The 15,507-nt window shown below is 67.1% G+C and carries 13 protein-coding genes; 9 read left to right on the forward strand and 4 right to left on the reverse strand.

The window, feature by feature from the left end; translation table 11 throughout:
* Positions 1-555: a dTDP-4-dehydrorhamnose 3,5-epimerase gene (gene rfbC / locus ABZS43_RS10620; RefSeq protein ID WP_355035594.1), complete on the forward strand. Its 555-nt coding sequence runs from the start codon at positions 1-3 to the stop codon at positions 553-555.
* An 86-nt stretch (positions 556-641) separates the two neighbouring features.
* Here the strand turns inward: rfbC and ABZS43_RS10625 are convergent, their stop codons facing one another.
* Positions 642-2,108 (reverse strand): MFS transporter, encoded by a 1,467-nt coding sequence (locus ABZS43_RS10625; RefSeq protein ID WP_355035595.1) that lies wholly within the window; start codon positions 2,106-2,108, stop codon positions 642-644.
* An 85-nt stretch (positions 2,109-2,193) separates the two neighbouring features.
* Between ABZS43_RS10625 and ABZS43_RS10630 the strand changes: the two genes are divergently transcribed.
* Positions 2,194-2,601 carry a MarR family transcriptional regulator gene (locus ABZS43_RS10630; protein ID WP_355035596.1) on the forward strand — a complete coding sequence of 136 codons (408 nt, stop codon included), beginning with the start codon at positions 2,194-2,196 and terminating at the stop codon, positions 2,599-2,601.
* A 7-nt stretch (positions 2,602-2,608) separates the two neighbouring features.
* Here ABZS43_RS10630 and ABZS43_RS10635 read toward each other — a convergent pair whose 3' ends face one another.
* The gene (locus ABZS43_RS10635) at positions 2,609-3,475 is read right to left on the reverse strand and encodes a helix-turn-helix transcriptional regulator (protein WP_355035597.1); all 867 of its coding nucleotides are present in this window, start codon (positions 3,473-3,475) and stop codon (positions 2,609-2,611) included.
* A gap of 225 nt (positions 3,476-3,700) precedes the next feature.
* Positions 3,701-4,264, reverse strand: a complete 564-nt coding sequence (locus tag ABZS43_RS10640) for a DUF4282 domain-containing protein (RefSeq protein WP_355035598.1) — start codon at positions 4,262-4,264, stop codon at positions 3,701-3,703.
* Positions 4,265-4,494: 230 nt separating this feature from the next.
* On the opposite strand from ABZS43_RS10640, the gene ABZS43_RS10645 reads away from it, so the two are divergent.
* The 3 genes from ABZS43_RS10645 to ABZS43_RS10655 all read left to right on the forward strand — a co-directional run bounded on the left by ABZS43_RS10645 (position 4,495) and on the right by ABZS43_RS10655 (position 8,199).
* Positions 4,495-4,947, forward strand: a complete 453-nt coding sequence (locus ABZS43_RS10645) for a hypothetical protein (protein WP_355035599.1) — start codon at positions 4,495-4,497, stop codon at positions 4,945-4,947.
* A 193-nt stretch (positions 4,948-5,140) separates the two neighbouring features.
* Positions 5,141-7,342 (forward strand): molybdopterin-dependent oxidoreductase, encoded by a 2,202-nt coding sequence (locus tag ABZS43_RS10650; protein WP_355035600.1) that lies wholly within the window; start codon positions 5,141-5,143, stop codon positions 7,340-7,342.
* A gap of 230 nt (positions 7,343-7,572) precedes the next feature.
* Entirely contained in the window at positions 7,573-8,199 is a 627-nt protein-coding gene (locus tag ABZS43_RS10655) for a pyridoxamine 5'-phosphate oxidase family protein (protein ID WP_355035601.1), read from the forward strand.
* A gap of 9 nt (positions 8,200-8,208) precedes the next feature.
* Here ABZS43_RS10655 and ABZS43_RS10660 read toward each other — a convergent pair whose 3' ends face one another.
* A complete protein-coding gene (locus ABZS43_RS10660; protein WP_355035740.1) occupies positions 8,209-8,586 on the reverse strand; it encodes a GtrA family protein in 378 nt (125 codons plus the stop codon).
* 245 nt (positions 8,587-8,831) lie between these two features.
* Between ABZS43_RS10660 and ABZS43_RS10665 the strand changes: the two genes are divergently transcribed.
* The 4 genes from ABZS43_RS10665 (at position 8,832) to ABZS43_RS10680 (ending at position 15,452) form a co-directional block, all read left to right on the forward strand.
* Complete coding sequence (locus ABZS43_RS10665) at positions 8,832-10,277, forward strand: FAD-binding oxidoreductase (RefSeq protein ID WP_355035602.1); 1,446 nt, start codon at positions 8,832-8,834, stop codon at positions 10,275-10,277.
* The gene (locus ABZS43_RS10670; RefSeq protein ID WP_355035603.1) at positions 10,274-11,053 is read left to right on the forward strand and encodes a decaprenylphospho-beta-D-erythro-pentofuranosid-2-ulose 2-reductase; all 780 of its coding nucleotides are present in this window, start codon (positions 10,274-10,276) and stop codon (positions 11,051-11,053) included. The genes ABZS43_RS10665 and ABZS43_RS10670 overlap by 4 nt, the downstream gene beginning before the upstream one ends.
* Before the next feature lie 412 nt (positions 11,054-11,465).
* Entirely contained in the window at positions 11,466-13,457 is a 1,992-nt protein-coding gene (locus tag ABZS43_RS10675; RefSeq protein ID WP_355035741.1) for an arabinofuranosyltransferase, read from the forward strand.
* A 171-nt stretch (positions 13,458-13,628) separates the two neighbouring features.
* Positions 13,629-15,452 (forward strand): glycosyl transferase, encoded by a 1,824-nt coding sequence (locus ABZS43_RS10680; protein WP_355035604.1) that lies wholly within the window; start codon positions 13,629-13,631, stop codon positions 15,450-15,452.
* The last annotated feature ends 55 nt before the right edge of the window (positions 15,453-15,507 follow it).

A 15,507-nucleotide genomic window follows, 5' to 3' on the forward strand; every position in this document is an offset into this window, starting at 1 on the left:
ATGGAGATTCGGGAACTCGCGGTTCCTGGCGCGTGGGTGGTCACCCCGCGCCAGTTCCGTGACGAGCGCGGCGCGTTCGTCGAATCGTTCAAGGCCTCGGAGTTCGAGAAGGCCACCGGACGTCCGTTCGAGCTGTGCCAGGTGAACTGTTCGGTCTCCGCGGCGGGTGTACTGCGCGGCATACACTACACCGAGGACCCGCCGGGCCAAGCCAAATATGTGACCTGCGTGCGGGGCGCGTTCCTGGACGTGGTGGTCGACCTGCGACCGGAATCGCCCACCTACGGGCGCTGGGACAGCGTGCTGCTCGACGATGTGGACCGGCGCTCGGTCTTCATCTCGGAGGGCCTCGGGCACGCCATCCTCTCGCTGGAGGACCAGTCCACCGTCACCTATCTGTGCTCGCTCGAATACACCCCCGAATTCGACAGGGATATCGACGCGTTCGATTCGACACTGGCCATCGACTGGCCGACCGTCGGCCGTGACGGCACTCCGCTGACGTTCGTCCGCTCCCCCAAAGACACTGTCGCGCCGCCGTTGTCCCGACCGTGACCGCTCGAGCGCGATACGCCGAAACGTCACGCCCGATGGTCTGCGGTCACCGGGCGTGACGTTTCGGCATATCGGCCGGATGCGGGTCAGCCGACGGGTTCGAGCTCCGGTTCGGGAATGCCTGCGCCCTGCCGCTTGAACGTCGGCGCGAAGGCGAGCAGCGCGACGAGCGCGCCGAGGATGGCGACGCCACCGGCGAATGCCAGGCCGGGCCGGTAGAGGTCGAGCATGCCCTCGGGCGAGGTGTCTGCATGCGCGCCGGAGGTGACGATCGCGGTGGTCACCGCGAGCACGACGGCCGCACCGACCTGCATCGACGTCTGCAACACCCCTGCCGCGAGACCCTGTTCCTCGTCATCGATGCCGTTGGTCGCCTGGATGTTGATGGCCGGGAAACCGACCCATCCGATGCCGATCAGCAATACCGCGGGCAGGAATACGGTCAGGTAGGACGGGTCGGTGTTCATCCGCAGGAACAGCAGGTAGCCGATGGCCATCACGACCAGGGTGACCGCGATGATCGGTCCGGTGCCGAAGCGGTCGACCAGTTTGTCGGAGACGAACGCCGACGCGACGACGAGCAGACCGACCGGCAGCAGCGCCATCGCCAATTTCAGCGGCGACCAGCCGAGCGATTCCTGCATGTACAGGGTCACGATGAACTGCCAGCTGAAATAGGAACCCGCTACCGCGATGATCGCGAGACTGGCCCTGACCAGGGTCGGCTTGCGCAGGATGCCAAGGCGGACCAGCGGATATCTGACCCGCTTCTCCACCCCGACGAACGCGGCGAACAGGGCGGCGGCCACCACGAAGGAACCGATGGTGCGCACCGAGGCCCAGCCGACTTCGGGAGCCGTCACGACCGTGTAGACCAGCAGCAGCATGGCCGAGGTGGACAGCAACGCGCCGAGGATATCGTGGCCGCCCTCCTCGACGGCCTCATCCTTGGGCACCAGGAAGTACGCGGCGACCAGTGCGGCGACGGCGATCGGCACCGGGAGCAGGAAGGTCCAACGCCATCCGACGCCGGTCATCAGTCCGCCGAAGAGCAGACCCATGGAATAGCCGCCCGCGCCGAACACGGTGTAGATGGACAGAGCCTTGTTGCGGGCCGGTCCCTCGGCGAAATTCGTCGTGATGATCGACAGCCCGGTCGGCGCGGTGAAGGCCGCGGCCAGGCCCTTGATGAAACGGGTGAGGATCAGCAGCGGACCGGAACTGACCAGGCCGCCCAGGAGCGAGGCCACCGCGAAGACAGCCAGTGCGATCAGGAAGACCTTGCGGCGACCGAGCAGATCCGCGGTGCGTCCGCCGAGCAGCAGCAGGCCGCCGTAGCCGAGGATGTAGCCGCTCACCAGCCATTGCAGGGTCGAGGTGGACAGGTCGAGTTCGGAACCGATGGAAGGGAGGGCTACTCCGATCATCGAGACATCGAGCCCATCGAGAAAGAGCACGATGCAGAGGGTGATCAGCATGCCCCATAGCCGGGCGGACCAAGCGGTCGGATCGGGCGCCGTGTTGGCGGCCGAGAGCGGTGCTGGTGAAGTCATGGCGAGGACATTACATGCGTACGCATTAAATGCCAACACATCTAATGCGTTTGCATGTATCTACCGCAGGGCCTAAGATGAGGCCATGTCGAACCCGTCGACGCCGGACACAGCTCCGCGCACCAGCGCGCCGGGCGGGCTGGTCGACGAGTGGCGTCAACTGCTCGACCGGCACGCCGCGGTGAGTTGCGCCCTGGAAAAGGCGTTGCAGGGACAACACGACATCGGCCTCAGCGAATTCGAGACGCTGGACCGTCTGGTCGACGCCGCCTGCGGGGAATACCGCATGAGCGATCTGGCCGGCGATATCTACCTGAGTCAGAGCGCGCTGTCGCGCGCGGTGGCCCGGCTCGAACGCGACGGCCTGGTGCGGCGCAACATGTGCGCCGATGACCGCCGCGCCGTCTTCGTCTGCCTCACCGAACGCGGGCGCGAGGTATACGAGCGGGCCTTACCGACCCACCGCGAAGTGCTCGCCCGCAATTGGGAGTAGGGCGCGACTAACGCCGGTCGGCGATCAGTGTGCGCACATCGATCGACGCCGCCTGGATTCCGGCGAAAGCCTTTCGGTACCTGTCGATTTCGGGTTCCTTGTCCAGATAGACCGGACCGGTGAACGCCTCGATGTAGACGATGGGCGGCTCCGGCGGCTCCCCGTCGCGGCCGACGGGGAATTCGAGCATGACGAACCGGCCCGACGCCATCCCGTCGTGATACCCGGCTTCGGTCGGCACCACCCTGATCCGCACGGTGGGCAGATCGCACATGCGCCGTAGATGGTCGAGCTGCTCGGCGCGCACGTCCGCGTCGCCGACGCGATGCCACAGCGCCGCCTCGGCGACCACCACATCCAGCCGCACCGGCGATTCGGCGCGGACCACGAGTTGCTGGCGGGCCGCGCGCAGCTGTACCCGCCGGTCGATTTCGGCGGCGGGGGCGTCCGGGCGCGCCGCGGCCAACATCGCCCTCGTGTAGGCCTCGGTCTGCAGCAGGCCGGGAATCAGGGCGTGCTCGTAGGAGCTGAGCGATTCGGCCGCCTCCTCGAGTCCGATATAGGCGTCGTACCCCTCGGCGATCACATCGCCGTACGCGGTCCACCAGCCGCGCGCTTTGGTTTCGCGGGCCAGCGCGGTCAGCGGGCCGACGAGATCGCTCGGCGCGCCGTACACCTTGCACATCGCCTCGACGTCGAGACTGCGCAGCGACGTCTGCCCCGTCTCGATCCGCCAGATCTTGGCCTCGGACCACTCCAGCTGCTTGGCGGCCGTGCGGGTGGTCATCCTGGCTCGATTGCGCAACTCACGTAGGTGACGACCGAGTTGCCGTCGCGGCATCGTCGAACCGGTCGTGCCATTCGGTAAAGCCATGTATATCCCCCTCGCGCCGTGCGCCGACTCGACCCTGCCCGACCTCCAGAGCCCCCGATACGACGCTTCTCTCCGGATGTACGCGGTCATCCGGCGAACACCCCGGACAGCATTGTTTCACAGTAAATCTGACAGAGTGCAGACTTGGCTACACAGACAGGCCGCTGTCGTATCTACGCCAAACAGGTTCGTGGGTAGGTGGTTCCGGCAATTACCTGAGGTTGCCTACTTGCGTGGACCTCGGTTGCGGAAGCGCCAGAACTGCACCGCGCGCACATCTTCGGACAGCTGATTGACCGGCTCGGCGACATCGGAGAGCGCCTGGAAGAGATCGTCCGCCAATTCGCTGATGTGCTCGACCCTCGTCGCCAGCCGTGAGGCGTTGACCAGGAATTCCAGCAGCAGGCGAACCACGGCCGCGATGGTCAGCCCCAGCGGGATCGCGACCAACGCGGCCAGCACCCCGAGCACCGCCGAGACCTGCCACATCAGCACCGCGAGCGCGATCGGGATTCCGATGGCGAAGGTGAGGCCGAGTATGTACGCCAGCGGCAGCAGGGTCGTGGTGGCCGGGCGGCGGAACTGGACGTCGAGCAGCCCGCGTGCCGCCTGCGCACTCCACCGGCGGAACGCCCGAGGACTCTCGAACGGTTCGGCCCGTTCCTCCTCCTCGGCGGTCGTGGTCCGCGAAAAGCGCCTGGCAGTGGAGGTTTTCCACGCGATCCATCGGGATTCGGGCTCGAACTCTGCCGAATCCGGTTCCGGAATTCCGTTGTCGTCATCGGTCATTACGTGATCTTCCCCGGATTCACGTGACCAGCCAACCGGAACCCCTCGGAATTCATAGCGAAAGAACACTGATTGAGATGAAGCCGACAGTCCGAAAGATTATTTCGAAACACCCGTAACGCGGGGCATACCCCCGGTCGATACGCCCCATGAACGCAGGACCCAGATCTTTCGGGGAATGGAGATAAACAGTGCGCACCACGTTTCCGACTTCCGTCTCGGCGGCCGACATGACTGCTGCAGTCGAGGACTACAGCCGGCGCGGGTGGACGGTTGCCGAAACGGCCAACGGAATCTGCCTGATCACCGATGAGGACGTGTCCGGCATCGAGGTCAGCGGTGAACTCGCACGCGACGTGCGTCGATTCCTGCGCGCCAACGACCTCTCCGGGCCGGTGATCGAGATCCCCGGCGAAGAGCGTCGCGAGATCCACCTCGTCACCGGCCTGCGCAAGGCCGCCATGGCGCTCGACGCGCTGCGCGAGGCCGGCGCCACCGTCTACACCGACGGCGCGGGCATCGCCCTTCCGCCGACCCAGATCTGCGCCGCTGGCGCTGCCGAGTGGCGCGTCGCCCCGCACGAGGCCCGCTGGCTGCCGCCGGTCGTCGCCATCGCGGCGGCCGTGCGCTCCTCGCTGTCGCGTCGCCGGACCGGCGAATCGCTCACCAGCGTCGCCTGCTGACCCTTTCCGAATTCGTACGACCGGGCCTGCGTTCAGTGCCCACGACGAACTCCGATCCGCGGAGCGGATGGCTCCCCCTGCAGGGGTAGGCCGGGGTTCCTACCGGCTTGTACGACCGGTATCCGCCACGCGGATACCGGTCGTATCCGTCTGCGCACTGTTGACGGAACTACCTCGCGCGCGATGATGGGGTATGGCCCAGCTCAGCACCGCCCGAAATCTGCTACGCACCTGCCCACTCTGCGAAGCCGTGTGCGGACTCGAGATCACCCTCGACCCGGATGATCACGTCTCCGCGGTGCGCGGGGACAAAGAGGATCCGTTCAGCCGCGGATTCATCTGCCCCAAGGGCGCGAGCCTCGGACATCTGGACGAGGATCCGGATCGGGTGACCGAACCGTTGATCAGGGACAGGGCCACCGATACCTGGCGCACCGCATCGTGGGACGACGCCTTCGATTACATCGCACAGCGATTTCCCGCCATCGTCGCCGAGCACGGAAACCAATCGGCGGCACTGTATCTGGGGAATCCCAATGCGCACACCGTCGCCGGAGCACTATATGTGCCGGTACTGATCCGCGCGCTCGGCACCAAGAATCTCTACTCGGCCAGCACCGTCGACCAGATGCCGAAACAGGTCGCCAGCGGCCTGATGTTCGGCGATCCGCTGACCGTTCCCGTTCCGGATCTCGATCGCACGGATTACCTGCTGATGCTCGGCGCGAATCCGCTGGAATCCAACGGGTCGCTGTGCACCGCACCCGATTTTCCCGGCAGACTCCAGGCGTTGCAGCGGCGCGGCGGCAGATTCGTCGTGGTCGACCCCCGGGTGACCCGCACCGCGAAATTGGCCGACGAGCACCTGTTCATCCGGCCGGGCAGCGACGCCTACCTGCTGTTCGGCATCGTGCAGACCCTTTTCGCCGAACAGCTGACCGATATCGGGGTCGACGTCGCCGGACTCGACGAACTGCGCGCCGCGGCGGCGGAGTTCACCCCCGAGGTGGTCGCGGCGCGAACCGGGGTGCCCGCCGAGACGGTGACCAGGATCGCGCGTGAGCTCACCGCGGCCCCGACCGCCGCTGTGTACGCCCGCATCGGGACATGTACCGCGGAATTCGGCACCGTCACCCAATGGCTTGTCGATGTGGTCAACGTGCTCACCGGGAATCTGGACTCCCCCGGCGGCGCGATGTTCGCCGACGCCGCGGGCGGCGGGATCAACCGCACCAAACCGTTCCGTACCGGGCGCTGGACCAGCCGGGTGCGCGCACTGCCCGAGACGATGGGCGAACTGCCGGTGGCGACGCTGGCCGACGAAATCCTCACCCCCGGCGCGGGGCAGATCAGGGCCATGGTCACGGTCGCGGGAAATCCGGTGCTGTCCGCGCCGGGCGGCACCAGGATGGCGGAGGCGTTCGCCGATCTGGAATTCATGGTCAGCGTCGACCGGTACGTCAACGAGACGACCCGGCACGCCGATGTGATCCTGCCGCCGCCGCGTCCACTGCAATCGCCGCATTTCGATTTCGCGCTGCTGAAGTTCGCTGTACGCAATTACGCCAGGTATTCGCGTCCGCTGGTGCCCCTGGGCGATCGGCCCTCCGAGGCGGGCGTGCTCGCCAGGCTCGCCGCGGCACTGACCGGGCAGCCGCATACCGGCGATCAACTCGGCGCGGTCGACGAGTTCGTCATCGCGGGCACCCTGGAGAAGGCGGGCCTGGCGCACCGACGCCACGAGTTGTACGGGGAGACGAGCACCGAACAGCGCATCGACATGATGCTCCGGCTCGGGCCGTACGGCGAATGGAACGAGCAGAGCGCGAATTCCGGTGCGGCGCATCAGGCCCTGAATCTGCGGAAGTTGCTCGACAATCCACACGGCATCGATCTCGGCGCCCTGCGCCCTCGGTTGCCGGGTGTACTGCGCACCGCGTCGCGACGGGTGGAGCTGGCGCCAGCGCCACTGCTGGCCGATGTGGAGCGGATGCGGGCCGGGCTCGCCGACGCCGCCCCGGAATTCGTTCTCATCGGACGTCGTCAGCTGCGCTCGAACAACAGTTGGATGCACAATGTCGTCCGGCTGGTCGGCGGATCGAATCGGTGTACGTTGCACGTCAACCCGGCCGATGTCGAGCGGCTCGGGCTCGGACAGCAGGCCGTGGTGAAATCCGCCGCGGGAACGCTCACCGTACCGGTCGAACCGACCGAGACGATCATGCCCGGGGTGGTGAGCCTGCCGCACGGCTGGGGCCACGCCGGGAGCCCGCAGTCGGTGGCGAGCGCCAACGCGGGTGTGAACGCCAATGTGCTGACCGATGATTCGGTGATCGACGTCCCCTCCGGCAATGCCGTTTTCAACGGCGTTCCGGTGACGCTGATTCCGGCCTGAGAATTCTCGCGCCGGGGTGCCACCCGTCCGGTCGGCCGAAATATTCCGGCCGGTCGGAATGGGCAAATCTCCGGAAAACCCTGTAGGAAAGCAATATTCGGCCGATTCTCGGCCGCGATTCCGCCGATGCCGGTCGAGGCGTTCCCCTAAAATGAACGAGATTTCGGCCATATCTCGGGTTCAGCGAAGAACCTGGCGCATCCGGATTTCGGCTACCAAAGGGGGCTCAGATGCCCGATGAGCATCGGGGCAGTGACGGCGAGCACGAACTACAGGACAGGTACGGTACGCAGGCCAGAGCCGAACGGTTCTACACCGATCAAGTGCTCGACCGACTCAATCCGACGATGGTCGAATTCATCGCCAGGATGGACATGGCATTCATCGCGACCAGCGATGGGAACGGCGAATGCGATACCAGCTTCCGCGCTGGTCTTCCCGGATTTCTGCACGTCATCGATGAACACACGATCGCGTATCCCGAGTACCGCGGCAACGGCGTCATGGCCAGTATGGGCAATATTCTGGAGAATCCCCACGTCGGAATTCTTCTCATCGATTTCGTGCGCGATCTGATCGGACTCCACGTGAACGGCTCGGCCCGCATCGTCGAAGACGCCACCTTGCGCCGCAGCACCGACCTGCCGCCGCCCGCGCAGGGCCGCGCCGCCGAACTCTGGGTGGTGGTCGGCGTCGAAGAGGCCTACATCCACTGCCGCAAGCACATTCCGCACCTGGTGCCCGTGCGGCGGGAACAGCGCGACTGGGGCACCGACAACCCGCGCGCCAAGGGCGGCGACTACTTCGGCGCCAAGGCGCGGCGGCAGGGGGCGGCCGAAGAGTTGGTCGTGCGCTGAACCACGCCCTCAGCGGATCTTGAAGATGACCAGCCGCTGCACGACGAAGTTGATGACGGTGGCGGTGCCCTGCGCGACGACGAACGCCACCGTCAGCGGCACCGGATCGTCGCCGAGCGCATTCACCATCAGCTCGTTGATACCGACCTGGACCCCGAAGGTGGTCGCGTAGAGCGCGATCACCGCGATGAAGCGGGCCCGGCTCGGCGGCGCCTGGAAGGTCCACCGGCGATTGATCAGATAGGCCGTGGTTGTGCCCGCGACGAAGCTGATCGACTTGGCCGCGCTGGTGGGCAGCCCGACCACGACCTTCAGGAACATGTACAGCCCGTAGTCGACGATCGCCGACAGTCCGCCGGTGACGCCGAACCGGATGACCTGAGTCATCAAGGCGCTGCCATCGCTACCCTGATCGACGCGACGATCCGGGGAACCCTGGTCATCGCCACGGGCGCCCCCCTCGGAGGCGTCGCTGACGCCGGCGGGCGCATCGACCAGCGGGACTTCGGCCGTGAGCGGACGGTGAGGTTCGGCTTGCACGGCGTCGAGCTTAACGGGAGGAGACCAACGCCATACCGGGGTGTACGCCGACCGCGACGCCTGTCGCGGCGATACCTGTAGCCTCTATGCCGATGTCCACGAAAGCTTCGACCTCCACCACGACGACCGGTGACGCCGGGCCCGCGCTCGGGCTACCGACGCAGACCAGGTCGTTGACCGGATGGGGTCGCACCGCAGCAACCTCCGCCGAAGTCCTCTCGACCGGCGATCCGGAAGTGATCGCCAAGGCCGTGGCCCTGGTCGCCGAGGACAACGATGGCAAGCCCGCCCATCTGCGCCGCGGCGTCATCGCGCGCGGACTCGGCCGCTCCTATGGCGACAACGCCCAGAACGCGGGCGGGCTCGTCATCGATATGACGGCGCTGAACAAGATCCACCGGATCGACCGGGACACCCGGATCGTCGACGTGGACGCGGGGGTGAACCTGGATCAGCTCATGAAGGCCGCGCTGCCGTTCGGCCTCTGGGTTCCCGTGCTTCCCGGCACCCGCCAGGTCACCGTCGGCGGCGCCATCGGCTCCGATATCCACGGCAAGAACCACCACAGCGCGGGCAGCTTCGGCAACCACGTGCGCTCGATGGAACTGCTCACCGCCGACGGCACGGTGCAACACCTGACACCGCGCAAGAACGCCAAACTGTTCTGGGCGACCATCGGCGGCTGCGGCCTGACCGGCATCGTGCTGCGCGCGACCATCGAGATGACACCGACCGAAACCGCGTACTTCATCGCGGACGGCGACGTCACCGCGACGCTGGACGACACCATCGCCTTCCACAGCGACGGTTCCGAGGACCGCTACGAATACAGCTCCGCCTGGTTCGACGCGATCAGTCCCGAACCCAAACTCGGTCGCGCCGCCATCTCGCGCGGCAACCTCGCCAAGCTGGATCAGCTGCCGAAGAAATTGCAGAAGGATCCGCTGCGATTCAACGGCAAGACCTTCCTGTCGCTGCCCGACGTCTTCCCGAACGGGCTGGCGAACAAGTACACCTTCACCCCCATCGGTGAACTCTGGTACCGCAAGTCGGGCACCTACCGCGACAAGCCGCAGAGCCTGACGGCCTTCTACCACCCGCTGGACATGATCGGCGAGTGGAACCGCGGCTACGGATCGAATGGTTTCCTGCAGTACCAGTTCGTGGTGCCGCCCGAGTCGGTGGACGAGTTCAAGCGCATCATCGTCGACATCCAGCGGTCCGGGTTCTACTCGTTCCTCAACGTGTTCAAACTCTTCGGGCCCGGTAACCAAGCGCCGTTGAGTTTCCCGATGCCGGGCTGGAATATCTGCGTCGACTTCCCGATCTCGGCCGGACTCAACGAGTTCGTCTCCGAGCTCGACCGCCGTGTCCTCGAATTCGGCGGACGGCTCTACACCGGCAAGGATTCGCGCACCACCGCCGAAACCTTCCACAAGATGTACCCCCGGATCGACGAGTGGATCAAGATCCGCCGAACCGTCGATCCCACAGGTGTTTTCATGTCCGATATGGCGAGAAGGCTGGAGCTTCAGTGATCAATGCCGTAGGTAACCCGCAGACCATTCTGCTGCTGGGCGGAACCTCGGAGATCGGTCTGGCGATTTGCGCGGAGTACCTGAAGAAGGGCCCCGCCCGCATCATCCTCGCGGCGCTGCCCAATGATCCGCTGCGTGACGACGCGGTGGCCCAGATGCAGGCCGCGGGCGCGGGCACGGTCGACGTCATCGATTTCGACGCGCTCGACAACGGCAGCCACCCCAAGGTGATCGACGCGGCATGGGCCAACGGTGACGTCGATGTCGCCATCGTGGCCTTCGGCCTGCTCGGCGACGCCGAGGAGCTGTGGCAGGACCAGCGCAAGGCGGTGCAGATCGCCGAGATCAACTACACCGCGGCGGTGTCGGTCGGCGTGCTTGTCGGCGAGAAGATGAAGGCGCAGGGCTACGGGCGGATCATCGCCATGTCCTCGGCGGCGGGCGAGCGGGTACGCCGCTCCAACTTCGTCTACGGCTCGACCAAGGCCGGGCTCGACGGGTTCTACCTCGGTCTCGGCGAGGCGCTGCGCCCGTCCGGTCCGCGCGTGCTCGTCATCCGGCCCGGACAGGTCCGCACCAAGACCACGCTCGCGCACTGGAAGGCGACCGGAGCCAAGGAAGCTCCGTTCACCGTCGACAAGGAAGAGGTCGCGGCGCTGGCGGTCGCGGCCTCCCAGAAGGGTAAGGAACTCGTCTGGGCGCCCGGCGCGTTCCGGTACGTGATGATGATCCTGCGCCACATTCCGCGCCCGATCTTCCGCAAACTCCCCATCTGATCCCTTCCCCGAGCCGCACCACGTCCCGCCGCGCCCCGCGCGGCCGGGAACCGGGTGCGGCTCGGTCGTATCCGGAGGAACCCATCGCGTGAGCCATCGGCGCGCGGTGGGTGGCTACCATCGTTGCGGCTGCGCTCACGCGGTCTCGCCCGGCACGATCGGATCGCCGGGTGCCATGTCACGGAGCCGATCAGCGAACCGGAGGCGCAATGCGAGTAGTCGGACGAACCCTCACCGGTCACCCGCCGTGCCGGGTTCCCGCCGCGGTGGGGGTCACAGGCCGATTCGAGGCGGTGCGCCGGTGAGCACGACCGTCACCACCACCCGCGACGCCGACCCGGAGACCGCGCCGCCGTCGCCGCGACGAGTCTCGGTACTCGTCCGGCGTCTCGGCGCGGGCCTGGGTCAGGCGGTGCTCGCCACGCTGGTCGCCGTCGTGGTGGCCGCCGTCGGACTCGTGGCCTTCTCGCTGGTGCAGTGGCCCGCGTTCAACTCCTCCCACGTCACCAGGGCGCTGACGACCGTCGGCCAGGTGGTTTCGGTGGCCGCGCTGATCGCGGCCATGACGCTGCTGCGACTGCACCGGTGGCAGCGGCTCGCGAAAGCGCTGTCCTGGGCCGGGCTTTCGGCCTTCGTCACGGTGACCCTCGGCATGCCGTTGGCGGCGACCAAGCTGTACCTGTTCGGTGTTTCGGTCGATCAGGAATTCCGCACCGAATATCTGACGCGGCTCACCGACAGCGCGGCGCTGCGGGATATGACCTACGCGGATGTGCCGCCGTTCTACCCGGCCGGATGGTTCTGGATGGGTGGACGCGTCGCGAATGTCCTCGGCATGGACGGCTGGGAAGCGTTCAAGCCCTACGCGATCGGCTCGCTCGCGGTCGCCGCGGTTCTCGCGCTGGTCCTGTGGTCGGAACTGATCCGCGCGGACTGGGCCGTCGCGGTGAGCGCGGCCACCACCGCCGTAGCGATCACCTTCGCCGCCCCCGAGGCCTACAGCGCGGTGATCGTCCTGCTGCTCCCACCCGCGCTCGTCCTGGCCTGGGGCGCGATCCACCGCCCCGCCGAGGGTGGGTCGGCGTCGAGGACACTCGGTACCTCGGAGGGATATCGAGTAGTCACCGCCGGGGGCTGGGGCGCGGTGATCGGTGCCGGGCTGTTCCTCGGGCTCGCCGCCACGTTCTACACGCTCTACTTCTTGGTCGCCGCGTTCGCGGTCGGACTGATGGGGCTGTTCGCCGCCGCGCTCGCGGTGCGGGAGCGGCGGGTGGAGGCGCGCGCGCGACGGGTGCGGCCCGACGCGATGGGCCCGGCCCGGCGGGCCGCCGAGATGGGCCCGGCCTGGCGGGCCGCCGCGATGGGCCCGGCCTGGCGGGCCGCCGCTCCCCCGCTGCTGCGACTGGTCGCGATCGCCGTGATCGCCGGGGTGATCGCCGCGATCGTGTGGCTGCCGTACTTGGCTGAGCAACTCACGTCCACGACACCGAGATCGGGGACCGCACTGCACTATCTGCCCCAGTCGGGCGCGGAACTACCGCTGCCGATGGCGGAATTCTCACTGCTGGGCGGACTGTGCTTGATCGGGACCGTCTGGCTGGTCGTGCGGGCCGGATCGTCGCGGCGGGCGCAGGCACTCGGCATCGGGGTGGTGGCGATCTACCTGTGGACCCTGCTGTCGATGCTGGCGGCGGCGGCGGGCACCACCCTGCTGTCGTTCCGGCTGGAAGCGCCCCTGGCGGTACTGCTCGCGGCGGCGGGCGCGTTCGGATTCGTCGAGGGCGCACGGGCCGTCTACCGGGCATTCGACGAACCCGCCAGGTTCCGGCCCGCCGTCGCGGTACTCGCCACGCTCGGCGCGCTCGCGTTCGTCCAGGACATACCGCATGTGCTCACCCCGGAGATCACCACCGCCTACACCGACACCGACGGCAACGGCGAACGAGCCGATAAGCGTCCGCCGTCGGCCGTGTCCTATTACCGCGAGATCGACGCGGCACTGCTGGCGCGGACGGGACGCCCGCGCGACGAGACCGTTGTGCTCACCGCCGACACCACCTTCCTCGCCTTCTATCCCTACTTCGGTTTCCAGGCACTCACCTCGCACTACGCGAATCCGCTCGCGGATTTCGCGGGCAGGGCCGCGACGATCAAGGCGTGGAGCGCACTGGATTCATCGGCCGAACTGCGCGAGGCGCTGACCGACTCGGCGTGGCGGGCCCCCGACGCCTTCCTGTTCCGCCGCAGTGGCGACACCTACACCCTGCGCCTGGCCGAGGACGTCTACCCGAACGATCCGAACGTCAAGCGCTACACCGTCGCCTTCCCGGCGGAACTGTTCGCCGATCCCGCGTTCACCACCACCGATATCGGCCCGTTCACGCTGGTCACCGTCCGTCGATAGGCCGGGCTACCGGCCGGACGTGATCCGCGCCGCATCGTGATTACTGGCGGTGAGAGCTGGATAACCCAGGGGAAGTCGCCGGGCCTGGGCACAGACTTTCGATCGCCGTTCACAGCGGGCGGACCTAGGGTGGGGGCTGTTTCGAGCGTCTAGTCTGTGGAGAATTTGCCGGTGAGCACAGGGAACGTCGACCGGGTCGAACGACAGGGATCGACCGAGGGGGCGGTTCCCGCCGACACCCTGCTGCTGACCCGACCGGAACCCGATCGAGTCCGCCGTCGCGGCCGGGTCACGCGCGCGGATCTGTTCGCCGCGTCGGCGTATCTGGCGCTCGCGGTGCTGGTGCTCTCCGGGCAGTGGCGTGATACCGGCGGGTCCTATCTGATCAAGAGCGGGCAGGACCAGACCATGTGGGAATGGTTCTTCGCGGTGACCGCGCATTCGGTGGCGCATCTGGAGAACCCACTGGGCACGACACTGCAGAACTTCCCGGCCGGGGTGAACATGATGGCCAATACCGCCATGTTCGGCGTGGGGGTGCCGCTGGCACCGGTCACCCTGCTGTTCGGGCCGACCGTCACCTTCGTCCTCGTCCTCACCATCGGCCTGACCTGCACCGCCTACGCCTGGTACCGGCTGTTCGCCGTCGAACTGGTCGAATCCCGGTTCGCGGCGGCGATCGGCGGCCTGTTCTGTGGGTTCGCGCCCGCGATGATCTCCCATGCCAACGCGCATCCGAATTTCGTCGCGCTCGGCCTGCTTCCTGTCATCGCCGGTCTGCTGATCCGGATGACGCGCAGCGTGCGGCTCCTGGACGCGCTGCTGCTCGCCTCCTTGGTGACGATGCAGATCGCGCTGGGCGAGGAGCCGCTGCTGATCTTCGCGATGGCCTCGACGCTGTTCGCCGTCGTCTACTACCTGCACGCGCCGCGCAGCGGTCTGCGCGCCCTGCGGGCCGTCACCCCGACCGTCGCGGTGGCAGCGCTGATCACGTTCGCGCTCACCGCGATTCCGCTGTGGTGGCAGTTCTTCGGCGCGCAGAGCTACCGATCCATCGACCACGGGCCGATGGGCAACGACCTGAAGGCCATCACGCAGTTCCCTTCGGAATCACTCGGCGGCCTTTTCGCCCCCGGACAGAACGTGGCTATCAACGAGACCGAGCAGAACGCCTATTTCGGCTGGCCGCTGCTGCTCCTACTGGTCGTGACGGTGCCGATGCTGTGGCGGGAGCGGGTAGTGCGCGCCGCGACGGCGGTGATCGTCGTCTTCGGCGTGCTGTCGCTCGGCGCGGAGGCGATGCTCGGCAAACAATCCACCGGCGTCGAATTGCCGTGGAAGTGGGCCGAGGAGGTGCCGCTGGTGAATTCGGTGCTGGAGACGCGCCTCACGATGGCGGCGATACCCGCCATCGCCGCCATTCTGGCGCTGGCCGCCCAGCGCGCCGTGACCACGTGGCGGGAGTCGGCGGTGGACTGGAAACCACCTGCCTGGTTCGCGGCGACGGCACTCGCGCTACTGCCGCTGACGCCGACTCCGCTGCCGGTCGTCGACAGGGCCGCCACCCCGGCGTTCTTCGCCGACGGCACGGTACGCGATTACGTCAGCGGCGGTTCGGTGGTGATGGTGCCCGCCCCACGCCCGAACGATGCCCAGCCGCTGCGCTGGCAGGCCGAAGCCGATTTCTCGTTCCCGCTCGCGGGCGGTTATTTCGTCGGTCCGACCAGCGGCAACAAGAAAGGTATCTACGGCCCGGAATTCCGGCCGACGACCGCCCTGCTCGTACGCGCCCAGGACACCGGACTCGTGCCGCCGATCGGTACCGACGAACGCGCGAACGCCCTGGCCGACGTGAATTTCTGGCGCGCCGACGTGCTGGTCCTTCCCACCACGAGGAACGGGGACGCCCTGCGCTCGGCCGTCACCGAATTGCTCGGGTTCGCCCCCACCCGGGTGGCCGATGTCTGGCTGTGGGATGTCCGCGCGCTGCGCTGAATTCGGCATGCTGACCCTCTCGCAGCCGGGATGGCCGGGGACGGTGGCTAGCATG

This window comes from Nocardia sp. NPDC005366, from assembly GCF_040606855.1.
Taxonomy (GTDB): domain Bacteria; phylum Actinomycetota; class Actinomycetes; order Mycobacteriales; family Mycobacteriaceae; genus Nocardia.